Annotated in this window: 13 protein-coding genes; 10 read left to right on the top strand and 3 right to left on the bottom strand. The window is 64.8% G+C overall.

The features are described from left to right. The first annotated feature begins 10 nt into the window (after positions 1–10). The 5 genes from rpsP to sbcB all read left to right on the top strand — a co-directional run bounded on the left by rpsP (position 11) and on the right by sbcB (position 3674). Positions 11–280 carry a 30S ribosomal protein S16 gene (gene rpsP, locus BDD21_RS21605; RefSeq protein ID WP_120798923.1) on the top strand — a complete coding sequence of 90 codons (270 nt, stop codon included), beginning with the start codon at positions 11–13 and terminating at the stop codon, positions 278–280. A 46-nt stretch (positions 281–326) separates the two neighbouring features. Further along, positions 327–836, top strand: a complete 510-nt coding sequence (gene rimM / locus BDD21_RS21600; protein WP_120798922.1) for a ribosome maturation factor RimM — start codon at positions 327–329, stop codon at positions 834–836. Positions 837–909: 73 nt separating this feature from the next. Then, the gene (trmD, locus tag BDD21_RS21595) at positions 910–1659 is read left to right on the top strand and encodes a tRNA (guanosine(37)-N1)-methyltransferase TrmD (RefSeq protein WP_120800059.1); all 750 of its coding nucleotides are present in this window, start codon (positions 910–912) and stop codon (positions 1657–1659) included. A gap of 21 nt (positions 1660–1680) precedes the next feature. Then, entirely contained in the window at positions 1681–2025 is a 345-nt protein-coding gene (gene rplS, locus BDD21_RS21590) for a 50S ribosomal protein L19 (protein ID WP_093029092.1), read from the top strand. A 194-nt stretch (positions 2026–2219) separates the two neighbouring features. After that, entirely contained in the window at positions 2220–3674 is a 1455-nt protein-coding gene (gene sbcB, locus BDD21_RS21585) for an exodeoxyribonuclease I (RefSeq protein WP_120798921.1), read from the top strand. A gap of 199 nt (positions 3675–3873) precedes the next feature. Here sbcB and petA read toward each other — a convergent pair whose 3' ends face one another. Beyond that, positions 3874–4467, bottom strand: a complete 594-nt coding sequence (gene petA, locus BDD21_RS21580) for a ubiquinol-cytochrome c reductase iron-sulfur subunit (RefSeq protein WP_120798920.1) — start codon at positions 4465–4467, stop codon at positions 3874–3876. A gap of 484 nt (positions 4468–4951) precedes the next feature. On the opposite strand from petA, the gene BDD21_RS21575 reads away from it, so the two are divergent. The 3 genes from BDD21_RS21575 to BDD21_RS21565 are packed head-to-tail and all read left to right on the top strand — an operon-like array spanning position 4952 to position 10237. Next, positions 4952–6436 carry a PAS domain-containing sensor histidine kinase gene (locus tag BDD21_RS21575; protein WP_120798919.1) on the top strand — a complete coding sequence of 495 codons (1485 nt, stop codon included), beginning with the start codon at positions 4952–4954 and terminating at the stop codon, positions 6434–6436. 3 nt (positions 6437–6439) lie between these two features. After that, positions 6440–6850 (top strand): response regulator, encoded by a 411-nt coding sequence (locus BDD21_RS21570; RefSeq protein WP_120798918.1) that lies wholly within the window; start codon positions 6440–6442, stop codon positions 6848–6850. Positions 6851–6853: 3 nt separating this feature from the next. Continuing rightward, positions 6854–10237, top strand: coding sequence for an EAL domain-containing protein (locus tag BDD21_RS21565; RefSeq protein ID WP_120798917.1), 3384 nt, complete (start codon positions 6854–6856; stop codon positions 10235–10237). Between the two features lie 30 nt (positions 10238–10267). Here the strand turns inward: BDD21_RS21565 and BDD21_RS21560 are convergent, their stop codons facing one another. After that, complete coding sequence (locus BDD21_RS21560; RefSeq protein ID WP_120798916.1) at positions 10268–10627, bottom strand: hypothetical protein; 360 nt, start codon at positions 10625–10627, stop codon at positions 10268–10270. Between the two features lie 54 nt (positions 10628–10681). Continuing rightward, the gene (locus BDD21_RS21555) at positions 10682–11107 is read right to left on the bottom strand and encodes a hypothetical protein (protein WP_120798915.1); all 426 of its coding nucleotides are present in this window, start codon (positions 11105–11107) and stop codon (positions 10682–10684) included. A 228-nt stretch (positions 11108–11335) separates the two neighbouring features. Here BDD21_RS21555 and BDD21_RS21550 point away from each other — a divergent pair, with 228 nt between their 5' ends. Further along, positions 11336–13207, top strand: coding sequence for a transglycosylase SLT domain-containing protein (locus BDD21_RS21550; protein WP_245969960.1), 1872 nt, complete (start codon positions 11336–11338; stop codon positions 13205–13207). An 11-nt stretch (positions 13208–13218) separates the two neighbouring features. Then, positions 13219–13845, top strand: coding sequence for a hypothetical protein (locus BDD21_RS27575; RefSeq protein WP_147431181.1), 627 nt, complete (start codon positions 13219–13221; stop codon positions 13843–13845). Positions 13846–13999 lie beyond the last annotated feature (154 nt).

Here is a 13999-nt window from a genome sequence, read left to right as displayed (position 1 = left end):
AGGACAGCACATGGTTACGATTCGTTTGTCTCGGGGTGGCTCCAAGAAGAACCCTTTTTATCAGATCGTTGTCGCCGACATCCGCGCCAAGCGTGATGGGCGTTATATCGAGCGCCTCGGCTTCTTCAACCCGCTCGCCAAGGGCGGCGAGATCGAGTTGCGCGTCGATCGTCAGCGTGCCGACTATTGGCTCGAGCGCGGTGCTCAGCCGACCGACCGCGTGAAGCAGCTTCTCAAGCAGGCCGCTCGCGAAGAGTCGGCAACCGCCGTCGCTGCCTAGTCCGAACGATCGCAACACGCGAAGCCGACGCGAATCGCCCTGTTCGATGGCCGGACAACCGGATTCGACGCGAATCGTCGTCGGACACATCGCCGGTGTGTACGGGGTGCGCGGCTGGTTGAAGGTGATGTCTGAGACGGATCCTCCGGAAGGCATCCTGGGATACTCGCCCTGGCTGCTCGGCGCAGACGCGACAGCTTGGACGGTGAACGAAGGAAAGCGGCACGGCAAGGGTATTGTCGTCAGCCTTCGCGGCTGCGACGACCGCGACCGAGCGGCTGCACTCGTCGGGCAGGATATCGCAGTCGTTCGTGATCAGCTGCCGCCGGCCTCGCACGATGAATTTTACTGGGTCGATCTCGAAGGGCTCGCGGTCGAGACGACCGAGGGTGTCGCGCTCGGCTCGATTGATCATCTCTTCGCGACCGGCGCAAACGACGTCATCGTCGTCAAGGGTGATCGAGAGCGGCTCTTGCCCTTTGTTTGGGGCGACGTGGTCAAGGACGTCGATTTCGAGCAACGCCGGATGCTGGTGGATTGGGATCCGTCGTTCTAGCGCTTCGGTTCGGACATCCTCGACGGCGCGTCATGACCGAGATGCTCCGATGTGATCGGGGCCTGGATCCATGATGCGCTTCGATGTCGTCACCCTGTTCCCGGAGCTGTTCGGGGTCCTGCTCGACCAAGGCGTCACGGGCCGAGCCCTGATCCGCGGTGTCGCCGAGCTGCATCTCTGGAACCCGCGTGACTTCACGCACGATCGGCATCGCACCGTCGACGATCGTCCCTATGGGGGCGGCCCCGGGATGTTGATGAAGGTCGAGCCGTTGCGCGATGCCATCGCCGCGGCGCGCGCGGAGGCTCCGGACAGTCGGGTCGCTTACCTCTCGCCGCAGGGTAGGGTATTGGACCAGGCTGCGATGGCGGCCTTGTCGAGTCGGCCCGGCTTGATCCTGGTCGCCGGGCGTTACGAAGGTGTCGACGAGCGCTTGATCGAGGGCCATATCGACGAGGAATGGTCGATCGGCGATTACGTCCTGAGCGGCGGAGAGTTGGCGGCCATGGTGGTGATGGATGCGGTCATTCGACTGCTGCCCGGTGCCCTCGGGCATGTCGACTCGGCCAGCCAGGATTCGCACACCGACGGGTTGCTGGATTGCCCGCATTACACCCGACCGCCCGAGATCGAAGGGCGCCGGGTGCCCGAAGTCTTGATCGGCGGCGATCACGCCGCGATCGCGCGCTGGAGGTTGCAGCAGGCCCTCGGGCGAACCTACCGGCGTCGCCCCGATCTGCTGGAGCGGCGCGGTTTGAATCCGCACGAGCAGGCGCTGCTCGATGAATTTGTCCGGTCCCGTCACGACGATGAGGCCGGTTGAGAACAGGAGCCGAAGGAAACCATGAGCAACATCATTCTCCAGCTCGAAGCAGAGCAAATGAAGGCCGAAGTCCCTGAGTTTTCCCCGGGCGACACCGTCGTCGTCCAGGTCCGCGTGAAGGAAGGTGCCCGCGAGCGTCTTCAGGCCTTCGAGGGCGTCGTGATCGCCATCCGCAACCGCGGTCTGAACTCGGCCTTCACGGTCCGCAAGATGTCCCACGGCGAAGGGGTCGAACGCGTCTTCCAGACCCATAGCCCGGTGATCGCCGGCATCGAGGTCAAGCGCAAGGGCGACGTGCGTCGCGCCAAGCTCTACTACCTTCGAGGCCGTACCGGCAAGAGCGCCCGTATCCGCGAGAAGATTTAAACCGCGCCCCACGCGGTATGCGATGTTTTTGGATGGGATCGGCCCCGGCAGATTTGACGGCCGCTGGAGCCGGCGCGGTTTAAAAGATTAAAAATAGATGATTTTAAACCGCGTCTGCACAAAGGTCGGAACAATCCGCGAGCCCGACACAACATGAAAATAACGCATTTCACTCTGGACGCGGTTTAAGACGAGTGGCCGGTCGTCCGAACGCACCGACCTTTCTCTGGCACGACTACGAGACCTGGGGCTCGGATCCGCGTCGCGACCGGCCGTGCCAGTTCGCGGCTGTCCGCACGGACGTCGATCTCAACGAGATCGGCGATCCTTGCATGTTCTTTTGTCGTCCCTCGACCGATCTTCTCCCGCACCCCGAAGCCTGTCTCATCACCGGCATCACGCCCGGGATCGCCGAGCGCGAAGGGTTGATCGAGGCCGAGTTCGCCGCCGCCGTCAACGCCGAGCTGAGTGTCCCCGGAACCTGCGGGGTCGGGTACAACAGCATGCGCTTCGACGACGAGGTCACGCGCAACCTGCTCTACCGCAACCTCCTCGATCCCTACGCGCGCGAGTGGCGCAACGGCAATTCCCGCTGGGATCTGATCGACGCCCTGCGGCTCGCCCACGCCCTGCGCCCGGGCGGTTTGGAATGGCCGACCCGCGAAGACGGCACCACGTCCTTCAAGCTCGAGCATCTCACCGCCGCCAACGGGATCGACCACGGTCAGGCCCATGACGCGCTCGCCGACGTGCGCGCGACCATCGCCTTGGCGCGCCGTCTGCGGCACGCCCAGCCCAAGCTGTTCGACTATGCCCTCACCCTGCGCGAGAAGCAGCGCGTTCGCGATCTGCTCGATCGCGGCGTGGCGCTCCTGCATGTCTCGGCGCGCTATCCGGCCGCCCAAGGCTGTATCGCGCCGATCCTGCCGCTCTGTGCCCATCCCGCCAACGGCAACGGCGTGATCTGTGTCGATCTGCGCGCGCCGCCGGAGCTGTTGCTCGATCTTTCCGCCGACGAGCTGCGGACCAGACTCTTCACGCCCGCAAGCGCGCTTCCCGACGGCGTCGAGCGCGTCCCGCTGAAGACGATCCACGTCAATCGCGCGCCGGTTCTGGCCCCGATGAAGACCCTTGAGCCCGAGGCCGCGGCGCGCTGGTCGATCGATCCGGACGCGGTCGCCGATCACGCGCGCAGGTTACGCGAGGCCGCGGCGGCAATCGAAGAGAAGGTCCGCGCGGTCCATGGCACCCCCGATGGACCGACCGAGACCGACCCCGATCTCATGATCTACTCGGGCGGCTTCTTCTCGGACGCCGATCGCCGCGCCATGGACGCGATCCACGGACTCGATCCCGCCGCGCTGAGCGAGCATGCGCCGCGCTTTCAAGACCCGCGTCTCGGTGAGATGCTGCTGCGTTATCGCGCCCGGAACTGGCCCGAGACCCTCACCCCCGAAGAGCGCGAGGACTGGGATCTGTTCCGTCTCGCCCGCCTCACCGATCCCGACGCAGGCGGCAGTATCGTCATCGAGCAGTTCGAGCAGTGCCTGAGTGCGCTGACCGAGCAGTACGCCCGTGATCCGGACAAGCTTGCGATCCTCGAAGACCTCGCCGAGTGGGCCGAACGGGTGCTCGACGCGGAGGCTTGAGGGCAGGGGAGGTCGTTGCCGAGAAGACGCTGGCGCTGCCAAGGATCGCCCAACCATCCCTCGACCATCCGCCGACCTCCCGCCGATCTCCCGACCGACCCGCCATCGAGACAGGCTGCGCCGAAGGCATGCCGAAACGCCGAATCGTCTGGCGTGGGGGATGCGTCATGAGGGCCTCCGGTCGAGGTCATTCCGTGAATCAGCCCGGCAGGCCATCCTCGCCGATGAGAAGCGTCGTCTCGTCGAGGTAAGTATGTTTCGGGATGACCAGATTGGTCGGTGCCGGGACGTTCTTGAACACCCGGGCTGCCAGATCGAAGCGCGAGCCGTGGCAGGGGCAGAAAAAGCCGCCCGTCCAATCCGAACCCATATCCTCGGGGGCGACCTCGGGCCGGTAGATCGGCGAGCAGCCGAGATGCGTGCAGATCCCGATCGCAACCAAGTAGGCCGGCTTGATGGCGCGTGTGGCGTTTCGACAATACTCCGGCTGTTGGGCCACCTCGGAGGTCGGATCGACCAGATTCGGGTCGTTGCGCGACAAGGATGCGAGCATCTCGGGCGTCCGATGAACGATCCACACCGGTTTGCCGCGCCATTTGACGCGCAACAGACCGCCCGGCTCCAGGTTCGCGATATCCGCCTCGACCGGCGCACCGGCGGCGCGGGCGCGGGCGCTCGGATTCATCGAGGCGACGAACGGGACCAGCGCAAAGCCCGCGCCGCCGGCGCCCACCACACTGGCGGCTGCGACGAGGACGCGTCGTCTCGTCGTGTTCACTTCTTGCTTGCTCATGGATGTCAGTCTCCGGACGGATGCGAGCCGTGCCGAGCCCATGCCGGGCGAGGCTCCACGCCGCTGGGATGAAAGTCGTATTCCGACTTGAGTGCTCGGCATTCTCCCGCGTTCTTCCGACGGATGGCCCTGATATACGTCAATGTGAAACGAACACATGTGCGTTTCACTGAGTTTGAGAATCGGAACACGTCATCCTGCGGAGGCAGGATGCCGGGGTCGAAAACGACGCGCCTGCTGTATCGGAATCGATCCGGGCTTTCTCTGATTCAAACCCTGCGATTGACCGGGACGGGGCCGTCAGCCCGGTATCCCTCCGACGAACGGCTAATCACCGCTGCTACGCGCTGCTACGCGCCGCGAGGCGCCGCCTGCTCGACGGAGGTGGGCTAAAAACCAACCAAAACGATTGGAAATTGTCCCCGCAACGCTATAGTTAACCTTACGAGCTGCCTGTCGTTGCGGCGGCCGGAGGAGGCGATAGATGTTTGCGCACCATGCCGATCTCTGGGATGCCGATCTCCCCGATGCACTCATGTTGCTCGACGGAGCGGGCAGGGTGTGTCGTTGGGGCGCCGGGGCGCAGCGGATGTTCGGTTGCACGAGTGCCGAAGCCGTGGGCGTGCCGCTCGAGACACTCATCGTCATCCCCGACGGTGGCGAAGAGCAGCGCAACTTCGTGGCCGAGACGCTCCGGCGCGGGAGCGGTACCTTCGAGACGTTGCGCCGCAGGAAGGACGGCACGCTGATCTATGTCGACATCTCCGCACGGCTCCTGCAGGCGTCCGGCGACGGCGTCGATGCGCTGTTGCTGTTTTCCGAGAAGGACGTCACCTCACTGAAGGTCCGGCGCGACAGCAAGGCATTGGAGCTGCGGTATCGCGAGCTGCTCGAGTCGACCCCGGACGGCATCGTCATCGTCAATCCGACCGGCCACATCCTCATCGCCAATACGCAGGCGGAGCGCCTGTTCGGGTATAGAGCGGGCGAACTGCGCGCATCGCTGGTCGAAATGCTGCTTCCGGAGCGGTTCCGGGATTCTCACAAGGGGCACCGCTCGCACTATTTCGCCCGGCCGAGGCCACGGGCGATGGGCGCCGGTTTGGAGCTTTACGGCTTGCGCAAGGACGGGTCCGAGTTTCCGGTCGAAATCAGCTTGAGCCCCTTGACGACCGAAGACACCCCGCTGGTGATGAGTGCGATTCGCGACGTCAGCGAGCGTCGACGCTTCTCGCAGGCCCTCCAGGAGAAGAACCTCGAGCTGGAACAGGCCAATCGTGCCAAGGATCGCTTCCTTGCGAGCATGAGTCATGAGCTTCGTACCCCGCTGAATGCCGTCCTCGGGTTTACCGGTACCCTGTTGATGGGGCTGCCGGGCGCGCTGAATGTCGAGCAGACCCGCCAGCTTGAGATCGTGCGCAATAGTGCAAGGCATTTGCTTTCCCTGATCAACGACTTGCTCAGTCTCGCCAAGATCGAGGCCGACCGGGTAAAGCTCGACCCCGAATCGACCGAGTGCGGTCGCCTGGTGCGTGAAACCGCCGCGTCCTTGCAGCCACTCGCGCTTGCCAAGGGTCTGGAGCTGCTTGTCGATGTCCCCGAAGAGGCCGTGATGCTCCGGACCGATCGGCGCACCCTGACCCAGATCCTGCTCAACCTGACAAACAATGCGATCAAATTTACCGACGTCGGCCAAGTGCGCCTCACGCTGAGGGTGGATGAGGTCGACGCGGAGCGCGCGGTCGAGATCCTTGTCGAGGATACTGGCCCGGGCATCGACGAGGACGAGCAAGCGGCCCTGTTCGGTGCATTCGTGCAGGGACAGGCGGCCCGTATTGCGGGCCGGGAAGGCACCGGATTGGGGCTGCATCTGAGCCGCAAGCTGGCCGAGCTCTTGGGCGGAGAGCTGCAGTGTCACAGTCGGCTCGGCGCGGGCAGCCGCTTCGTCCTGCGGCTCAAGTGGCCCTAGGTGATGGCCGCCCTGATCCTGATCGCGGAGGATCACGCGGACAGCCTCGCGTTGATGGGCTACCTGCTGCAAGCCCACGGCTACCGGGTGCTGAGCGCCCAAGACGGCGAGGTTGCACTCGCGCTGGCGTTCCGAGCCCATCCGGATCTGATCCTGTGCGACCTGAAGATGCCGAAGCTCAACGGCTACGAGGTCGCTCGGCAGCTCAAAGAGGATGTGCTGCTGCGTCGCGCGCCTTTGATCGCGGTGACGGCCTTTTCGATGCCGGGCGACCGCGAGAAGGTCATCGCGGCGGGTTTCGATGGGTATTTTTCAAAACCGATCGACGTCGAGCGCTTTGTCGCCGAGCTCGAGCACTACCTCCCCATCGAGCTACGCGCTCCGCCGGGCAGCGGGGTGGGCGACAGGGTCTAAACAATGGCACACATCACCGTTGTCGACGATATCGCGGTCAATCGAGAGTTCCTCGTTGCGCTGCTCACGCCGTTCGGTCATCGGGTCACCGAGGCTGCCGACGGTGCCAGCGCCCTCAAGCTGGTGCTCGACGAACAGCCGGACCTGATGATCTGCGATATCCTGATGCCGCAGATGGATGGCTACGAACTCGTGCGCTGCCTACGCGCCGATCCTCGGATCGCAGCCACCCCGGTGATCTTCTGTTCCGCCCATTTTCTGGAGCAGGAGGCGCAGCAGTTGGCCGAGCTGTGCGGCGTGAGCAAGGTGGTCACCAAACCTGTCGACCCGCAGGACATGATCGACGTCGTGGACTCCGTGCTTGCGCAGAGCGGTGGTGGCTCGGAGCCTCGGCTCCCCTTGCGCGGCAGAGAGTTCGACCGCGAACATCTGCGCTTGGTCACCGACAAGCTGTCGGAGAAGGTTGCCGAGCTGCAAGGCACCAACGACAAGCTGGCGTCTCTGATCGAGCTCAATCTGCAGCTCGCCTCCGAGCGCGATAAGGAGCGTCTCCTCGATCATGTCTGCCGGGGAGCGTGCGCCCTGATCGGCGCCGAGCACGGTGCCGTGGCGGTGCGCAGGACCGACGGTTCGGTACTCGCTCATCTCAACCATTGCGGCATCGATGCGGCGAGCGTTCCAAGCATGGACACATGGCAGCTCGATGCCGGCGCGCTTGGGCGAGTCTATCGCGACGGGGTGGTTGTGCGCCTCGCCCTGTCGCAGGACGGCATCATGAGCCTTGGTCTGCCTGCCGGTTATCCCGTGGCGAGAAATCTGCTCGCCGCGCCGATCAAATCACTGTCGGCAAACTATGGCTGGATCTGTCTCCTCGACAAGGCGGGTGTCGATGGATTCTCCACGGACGATGCGGAGCTGCTCGGTATCCTCGCCGCCGAGGCAGGGCGAATCTACGAGAATGGAAGTCTGTACGCCACGCTGAAGGACTACGCCAACGAGCTCGAGGCCGAGATCGACGAGCGCAAACGCACCCGAGGCCATCTGGCGGCGTTGTACGGCGTCGCGAAGATCCTGAATGCGGCGTCGAGGCTGGAGGACGCAGCGGAGAAGCTTCTCGGGGTTGCATGTCTTGAGTTGGGGTTTTGCGCCGCGACCCTGTGGCGGGTGGACGAGGCCGAAGGCACGCTGCAGTGCGTCGAGGTTTGGTCTCGGTCGGCGGAAGGCGGCGCCGGTTTCCTTGATCAGATACGTTCGCTCTCGCTGACGTCGGACATGGGTCGTGCAGGGGATGCGTCGCCGAAGGACACTTTGTTGTGGCTCGACGATCTACGGGGCAGCTCGGATGCCCTCAGACGGCAGGCGGCCGAGCAGTTGAGGATAGGCTCCGGCGGTGCCGTTGCGATCATGGTGGGCGGTCGCCTCATCGGCGCTCTCGAGGTCTTCCGCCCCGAGCGCGGCGCGCTGGATGGCGCGCTCGCGGCAACGCTTGCGGCATTGGCCGGGCAGATCGGTGCGTTTTTCGAGCGCATGGCGCAACAGCAGCGCATCGTGCGATTGACCCGCTTGTACGCCGTCTTGAGCAGCATCAACTCGGCCATCGTCCGAATTCACGATTCGCGCCTGCTCTTCCAAGAAGCCTGCCGTGTCGCGGTTCACGAAGGTGGGCTCGCCATGGCTTGGATCGGCGAGGTGGGATCGGAGGGAGAGGGGATCGTCCCGCTTGCCCGGGAGCGCCTCGATGACGGGATCGGCCCGGACCGACCCGAGCCGGACGGCGACGGCGTGCTCGGGGCGGATGCGGCGTGGCGGGCCGTGCACGGCGCAAGGCTGGTTGTCGTCAACGCCCCGGCCGACGCCGAACCCGACCCGGATCCGACCCCGCTTGACCTGCCCCGCCGGACGTTGGCGTACCGAGGCTATCGTTCGTTGGCGGCGCTGCCGCTGACGGTCCAGACCAAGGTCGTGAACGTCATGGTCATCTACGCGCACGAGCCCGAGTTCTTCACCGGCGAGGAGCAGGGGCTTCTGAATGAGTTGGCGAACGATATCTCGTTCGCGCTCGAATTCATCGCCAATCAGGACAGGCTGGCCTATCTGGTCCATCACGACGAGCTCACCGGATTACCCAACCGGGCACACCTGCTCGAGCATCTCTGCGCAGCGTTGCAGGCCGCGCGGCATCATCCGTCCGACCGGGTCGGGGTGGTGGTATGGGACGTCAGCCGCTTTCGCAACATCAACGACACCTTTGGCAGACAGGTCGGAGACAAGGTGATCCGGGAGCTGGCACGTCGCCTCAAGGGCGCGTGGCCCGAGACGAGCGATGTGTCGCGCATCGGTGTCGATCAGTTTGCGGGGGTGATCAGTGGTGACTATGAGCTCAGCGAGATCGCGCATCTGATCGAGGACACGGGGGGCCGTATCCTCGACGCGCCGGTCGTGGTCGGAGATCACGAGCTGCGCATCACCGTCTCGGCCGGCATCGCTCTGGGTAACGGCCGCGACGACGTTGCCGATACCCTCATCAGCAATGCCGAGGCTGCTTTGCGCAAGGCCAAGGACTCCGGTTTCCGCTATCGGTTCTACGGACCGGAAATGAATGCGCTGATCGCCGAGACTCTGTTGCGCGAGAATCGGCTGCGCCAGGCGCTCGAACGCGACGAGTTCGTGCTCCATTATCAACCCAAGATCTGTGCCCTCAGCGGGGAGGTGACCGGCCTTGAGGCGCTGCTGCGCTGGAACGATCCTACGGACGGCTTGGTCTACCCCGGCACCTTTATCCCCATCCTCGAAGAAACCGGGATGATCATTCAAGTCGGGCTGTGGGCAATCCGCACGGCGCTGGCGGATGTCCGGCTTTGGCAAGCGGCCGGGCTCGACGGGTTGCGCGTCGCGGTCAATGTCTCCGCCCTCCAGTTGCAGCATCCGGGCTTTGTCGATTCACTGAGGCGAGTGACGGACGAGTTCGGCGATATCGCCCGCCGGCTGGATTTGGAAATCACCGAGAGCATGATCATGACCGATATCGAAGCCAACGTTTCGCATCTGGCCGAGGTCCGCCGCATGGGTATCGAAATCGCCATCGACGACTTCGGGACCGGGTATTCCTCGCTCAGCTACTTGGCCAAACTGCCGGTCCATGCGCTGAAGATCGATCGTTCATTTGTCGCAACCATGGACACGACGCCGGAGAGCATGACGATTCCCACCACGATTATCTCGCTTGCCCATGCACTGGGTCTCAGGGTCACCGCCGAAGGCGTGGAGGAGGAGAGCCAGGCAACATCCTTGCGGCGGTTCAAGTGCGATGAGTTGCAGGGCTACCTAATCAGCAGACCGCTGCCGTTCGCGCAGATCGAGGATTTCGTGCGCGGGCGGGTGTCCTGACCCCGTCCGCTCGAACGTCCGAGACGCGGCTCAATCCGCGCGCGGAGCGGCCGGAGCTTGAGCGACGGTCTCGGGGCCTTCGACCAATTGGCGGACGATGTCGCGGCATTCGGCGGCATTGCTGATCCATTGCAGTCCGGCGTCGGCCGGTACAGCGCCGCTTTTATCGCGGATCTTCGCGATCGTGGTGGCGATCAGCGCGTCGATCTGCACGGGATCGGTGACCAGACCGCTCTCTTCCGCCGTCTCGACCGCCAGGCAGGCACCGGCCTGGGATCCGATCACCAGTCCGCTCGCGGCACCCAGTCCGGCACCGAATCCCAATGCGAGGAACCCCCCGACAGCGCTTCCGATCAAGAGAAAGATCAGGGCAAGGATGAGTGTCTTCATCGAATTCTCTCTATAAAAATCTGAATATCGGAAGCTGCGGATCACACCGGCAAATCAACGCCCGCTCGCGCCCCATTGCCAGATGCTCTCCCCGCGCGGTAAGGAAACCTCGCCCAGGGCGTCGAAGCGTCCGGAAAGCCCTTCCATGTCGATGCTCCCCTTGAATCGGATTTCCCCTTCGATGGGGTGGACAGCCGAGAAGGAGATGCCGTCATCCTGAATCGCCAGGTCGACGAGCTGAGGGCGCGTCGGCAGGCCATCGGAGAACTGGACCAAGGCCACGTAGGCGACCTCGTCATCCCGGATGTGCGGCAGAATGAAGACCTCGATGCCGATCAGCTCCCCTTGCTCGACCGACGGCTCCATGTTGGAGTAGATGCCTTGGAGCTTGGGCGGGTCGGCGGCCGCGCAGATGAGCGCAGATCCCAAGAGGGCAATGGTCGCGCCCACGAGGGTCAGGTAAGGGTGTCGAAGGTACATCGGCGTTATCCTATCCACTGGGCCGGCTCCACCGGGCCGGCGGCGACCGCGATCAAAATGGGTCCGGACTCGAAGTGTCGCCGACTCGGCGAGTGCCGACAAGAGTATCAGGATCTTTCCATCAGGATTTACCCCACGTCCATGTTCGCCTGTCCATCGTCTGTCCGTGCCGTGTCGGCTGTGTTTCGAGGCCGAGCGTCGACGGCGCTATGCTTCCTCTTGTGCGTCGTGTTCGGTCAACCCTGTGCATACGATCGTCCCGCATTTACGGCTGCCGAGCGCGCGCTCGCGGCCAATGACCTGGAGACCTTCGATCGTCTCGCCGCAGGTCTCGCCGATCATCCGCTCTATCCTTACCTTCGCTTCGCCGTCGTGACGCGGGATCTCGCGGCGACGCCGGATGAAGAGATCGAGCGCTTTCTGAGCGATTTCCCGCAGACCCAGCTCGCCACCCGGCTGCGCCTGGCCTATCTGGCGCGCCTCGCCGCTGCCGAGCGTTGGTCGGATTATGCACGGGTCTATCGGCCGGACAGCGCGCCCGAGCGGCGCTGTCTCTATCTTCGGTCGCTCCTCGAGACCGGGCGCGGCGACGAGGCGCTGGCCCGTGTCGAGCCTCTCTGGTTGTCTGCAGGATCGCAGCCGGACGCCTGCGATCCCGTCTTCGCAGCCTGGCGCGATGCCGGCGGCCTCACGACCGAGCGCATCCTGCAGCGCATCCGCTTGGCGATGGAGGCGGGCGAGCGCGGTGTCGCCGGCTATCTGGGCGGGCTTCTCCCGGACTCGGAGAAGCCCCTCTATGCGGCCTGGCGCGCGGTCGACGCGGATCCGGCGCTGGTCCTGGATCCGACGTCCATCGCGGAAGGCCATCCGCAACGCGCTGCGATCTTGGCCCATGGCCTGGCCGGTCTGGCACGTCGATCGCCCGAGAGGGCCGCCGAGGTGTTGGCGTCTCACCAGGAGGTTCTGAGCGCGGATGGGGCTGCCTCCGACCGCGCCCATGCGGCGATCGGACAGGCGTTGACGCGCGCGGGGGATCCGCGCGGACTCGCGGTTTGGGACGGCCTGCGCGCGCTCGAGGGGACGACGACCGAGCAAGAGGCCCGCCTGCGTGCGGCGGTCGCCCTGCGTGCCTGGGAGCCGGTAGCGCAGTGGGTGGCCCGGATGCCGGAGGGTGCCGTCAAGCGCGACCGCTGGATCTACTGGCAAGGGCGTGCCGAGGCCGAGCTCGGTCGCGACGAGGCGGCGCGCGCCACCCTCACGCGCGCCGCCGAGGGGCGCAGTCTCTGGGCCTTCCTGGCGGCGGATCGATTGGGGCTGCCCTATCGACTCGACCATGCCTGGACGCCGGCTGAACCGGAACGGATCCGCGCCATGGTGGCCAGCCCCACCTTCGCACGCATGCGCGAGCTGAGCCGACTCGGCCGCGAGACCGATATGCGCCGCGAGTGGCGCGAATTGATGGCGCATCTCGACGGTCCCGATCTGATGGCGGCCGCCTATGTGGCCGACGTCATGCGCTGGCACGACCAAGCGGTCCAGGCCCTGGCGCGATCCGGCTTCTGGGACGACATGGAGTTGCGCTTCCCCGTGCAGCATCGCGCCCTGGTCGAGGAGCAGGCCTGGCAGCGGGGCGTGGGGCCGGACTGGATCCTCGCCGTCATTCGACAAGAGAGCGTCTTTGCCCGCACCCTGGCGTCTCACGCGGGGGCGATCGGTCTGATGCAGCTCTTGCCCGGGACGGCGCGGGAGGTCGCGCAGTCGCTTGACCTGGATCCGCCGTCGCGTTGGGATCTGCTGGTCCCCTCGGTCAATATCACGCTGGGCAGCGCCTACCTCACGCGCATGCGCGATCGTTTTGGTCACGTCGCCTTAGCCACGGCGGCCTATAATGCCGGTCCGGCACGCGTGGCGCGCTGGCTGCCGGACGCCTGTCTCGAGGCCGACCTCTGGATCCTGTCGATCCCCTTCCTCGAGACGCGTCGCTATGTCGAGCGTGTTCTCGCCTATCGGGTGATCTACGGCGAGCGCTTGGGCCTTCCGCCGACACGCGTATCCGATTGGCTCCCTCCCGTGCCCGGCGCGGACTTCTTCAGGTCCTGAACGAAACACTGATGTCGAACGTCGTCCGTCCTTCTCTTGCGCTCATCGCGATCTGCCTTTGCGTGTCGGTCGTGCCCCCGGTCGTCGCCGACACGCGCTCGGCCATGGCCGACGCCATGGTGCGCATGATGGAGGCGATGGGCCTCTTCGGCGCGGCCGGGGGTGCCATGTCCGGAGGTTCTCCCGGCGTGCCCAATCCAATGGGCATGTCCGGATGGCCCTCCGGGTTCGGGGGCATGCCCGGTGTTCCAGGCGCGGGCACCATGCCATTCCCCGGCGGGTCGCAGATGGATCCGACAGGGCAAATGGGTCAAATGGGCCAAATGCTGGAGCGCTTCAATCCGGGCAGCGCCATGACAGGTGCGATGCCTTGGACAGCGGGTCCGTTGGAGGGTGTTTGGGAGGGCAGCGACGACGGACTCCTGATCGTGCAGGGCGGACGCTATCGCATCTACGCGCCCTTCAGCGGCTACATCGACGGGGACATTCGCATCTCGGGAGACCGTGTCGCGCTGACCAACCGGCGCGAGAGCTTCAGTCAGGAGTTCGAGTATGCGTTGGATCAGGGCCGCTTGGTCCTGCGTGATCGTCAGGGCCAGATCTATCTCTATCGCCGCCTCGTCCTTGAGGGCGGCTGAACCGCGTCCGGAGCAATTCACCACGTCGTCGTGATGCGCGACATCGAGGATCCCATAGGCATCGGCAAGACGCGGTTCAGAAAAAATCAAAAAATTCTTAAACCGCGTCGACTCCGACATTTCCGGATCGCTCCGACGTAAACTCAGCCTCCGG

Origin of the sequence: Thiocapsa rosea (assembly GCF_003634315.1) — a bacterium.
GTDB lineage: Bacteria > Pseudomonadota > Gammaproteobacteria > Chromatiales > Chromatiaceae > Thiocapsa > Thiocapsa rosea.
Note: the sequence above shows the minus strand (reverse complement) of the source record. Positions and strands in the feature narration are given on the sequence as shown.

What these genes read in the sequence shown, in the direction of transcription:
- rpsP (WP_120798923.1), top strand. Translation starts at nt 11, where the DNA reads ATGGTTACGATTCGTTTGTCTCGGGGTGGCTCCAAGAAGAACCCTTTT.
- rimM (WP_120798922.1), top strand. Translation starts at nt 327, where the DNA reads ATGGCCGGACAACCGGATTCGACGCGAATCGTCGTCGGACACATCGCC.
- trmD (WP_120800059.1), top strand. Translation starts at nt 910, where the DNA reads ATGCGCTTCGATGTCGTCACCCTGTTCCCGGAGCTGTTCGGGGTCCTG.
- rplS (WP_093029092.1), top strand. Translation starts at nt 1,681, where the DNA reads ATGAGCAACATCATTCTCCAGCTCGAAGCAGAGCAAATGAAGGCCGAA.
- petA (WP_120798920.1), bottom strand. Translation starts at nt 4,467, where the DNA reads ATGAGCAAGCAAGAAGTGAACACGACGAGACGACGCGTCCTCGTCGCA.
- BDD21_RS21575 (WP_120798919.1), top strand. Translation starts at nt 4,952, where the DNA reads ATGTTTGCGCACCATGCCGATCTCTGGGATGCCGATCTCCCCGATGCA.
- BDD21_RS21570 (WP_120798918.1), top strand. Translation starts at nt 6,440, where the DNA reads ATGGCCGCCCTGATCCTGATCGCGGAGGATCACGCGGACAGCCTCGCG.
- BDD21_RS21565 (WP_120798917.1), top strand. Translation starts at nt 6,854, where the DNA reads ATGGCACACATCACCGTTGTCGACGATATCGCGGTCAATCGAGAGTTC.
- BDD21_RS21560 (WP_120798916.1), bottom strand. Translation starts at nt 10,627, where the DNA reads ATGAAGACACTCATCCTTGCCCTGATCTTTCTCTTGATCGGAAGCGCT.
- BDD21_RS21555 (WP_120798915.1), bottom strand. Translation starts at nt 11,107, where the DNA reads ATGTACCTTCGACACCCTTACCTGACCCTCGTGGGCGCGACCATTGCC.
- BDD21_RS27575 (WP_147431181.1), top strand. Translation starts at nt 13,219, where the DNA reads ATGTCGAACGTCGTCCGTCCTTCTCTTGCGCTCATCGCGATCTGCCTT.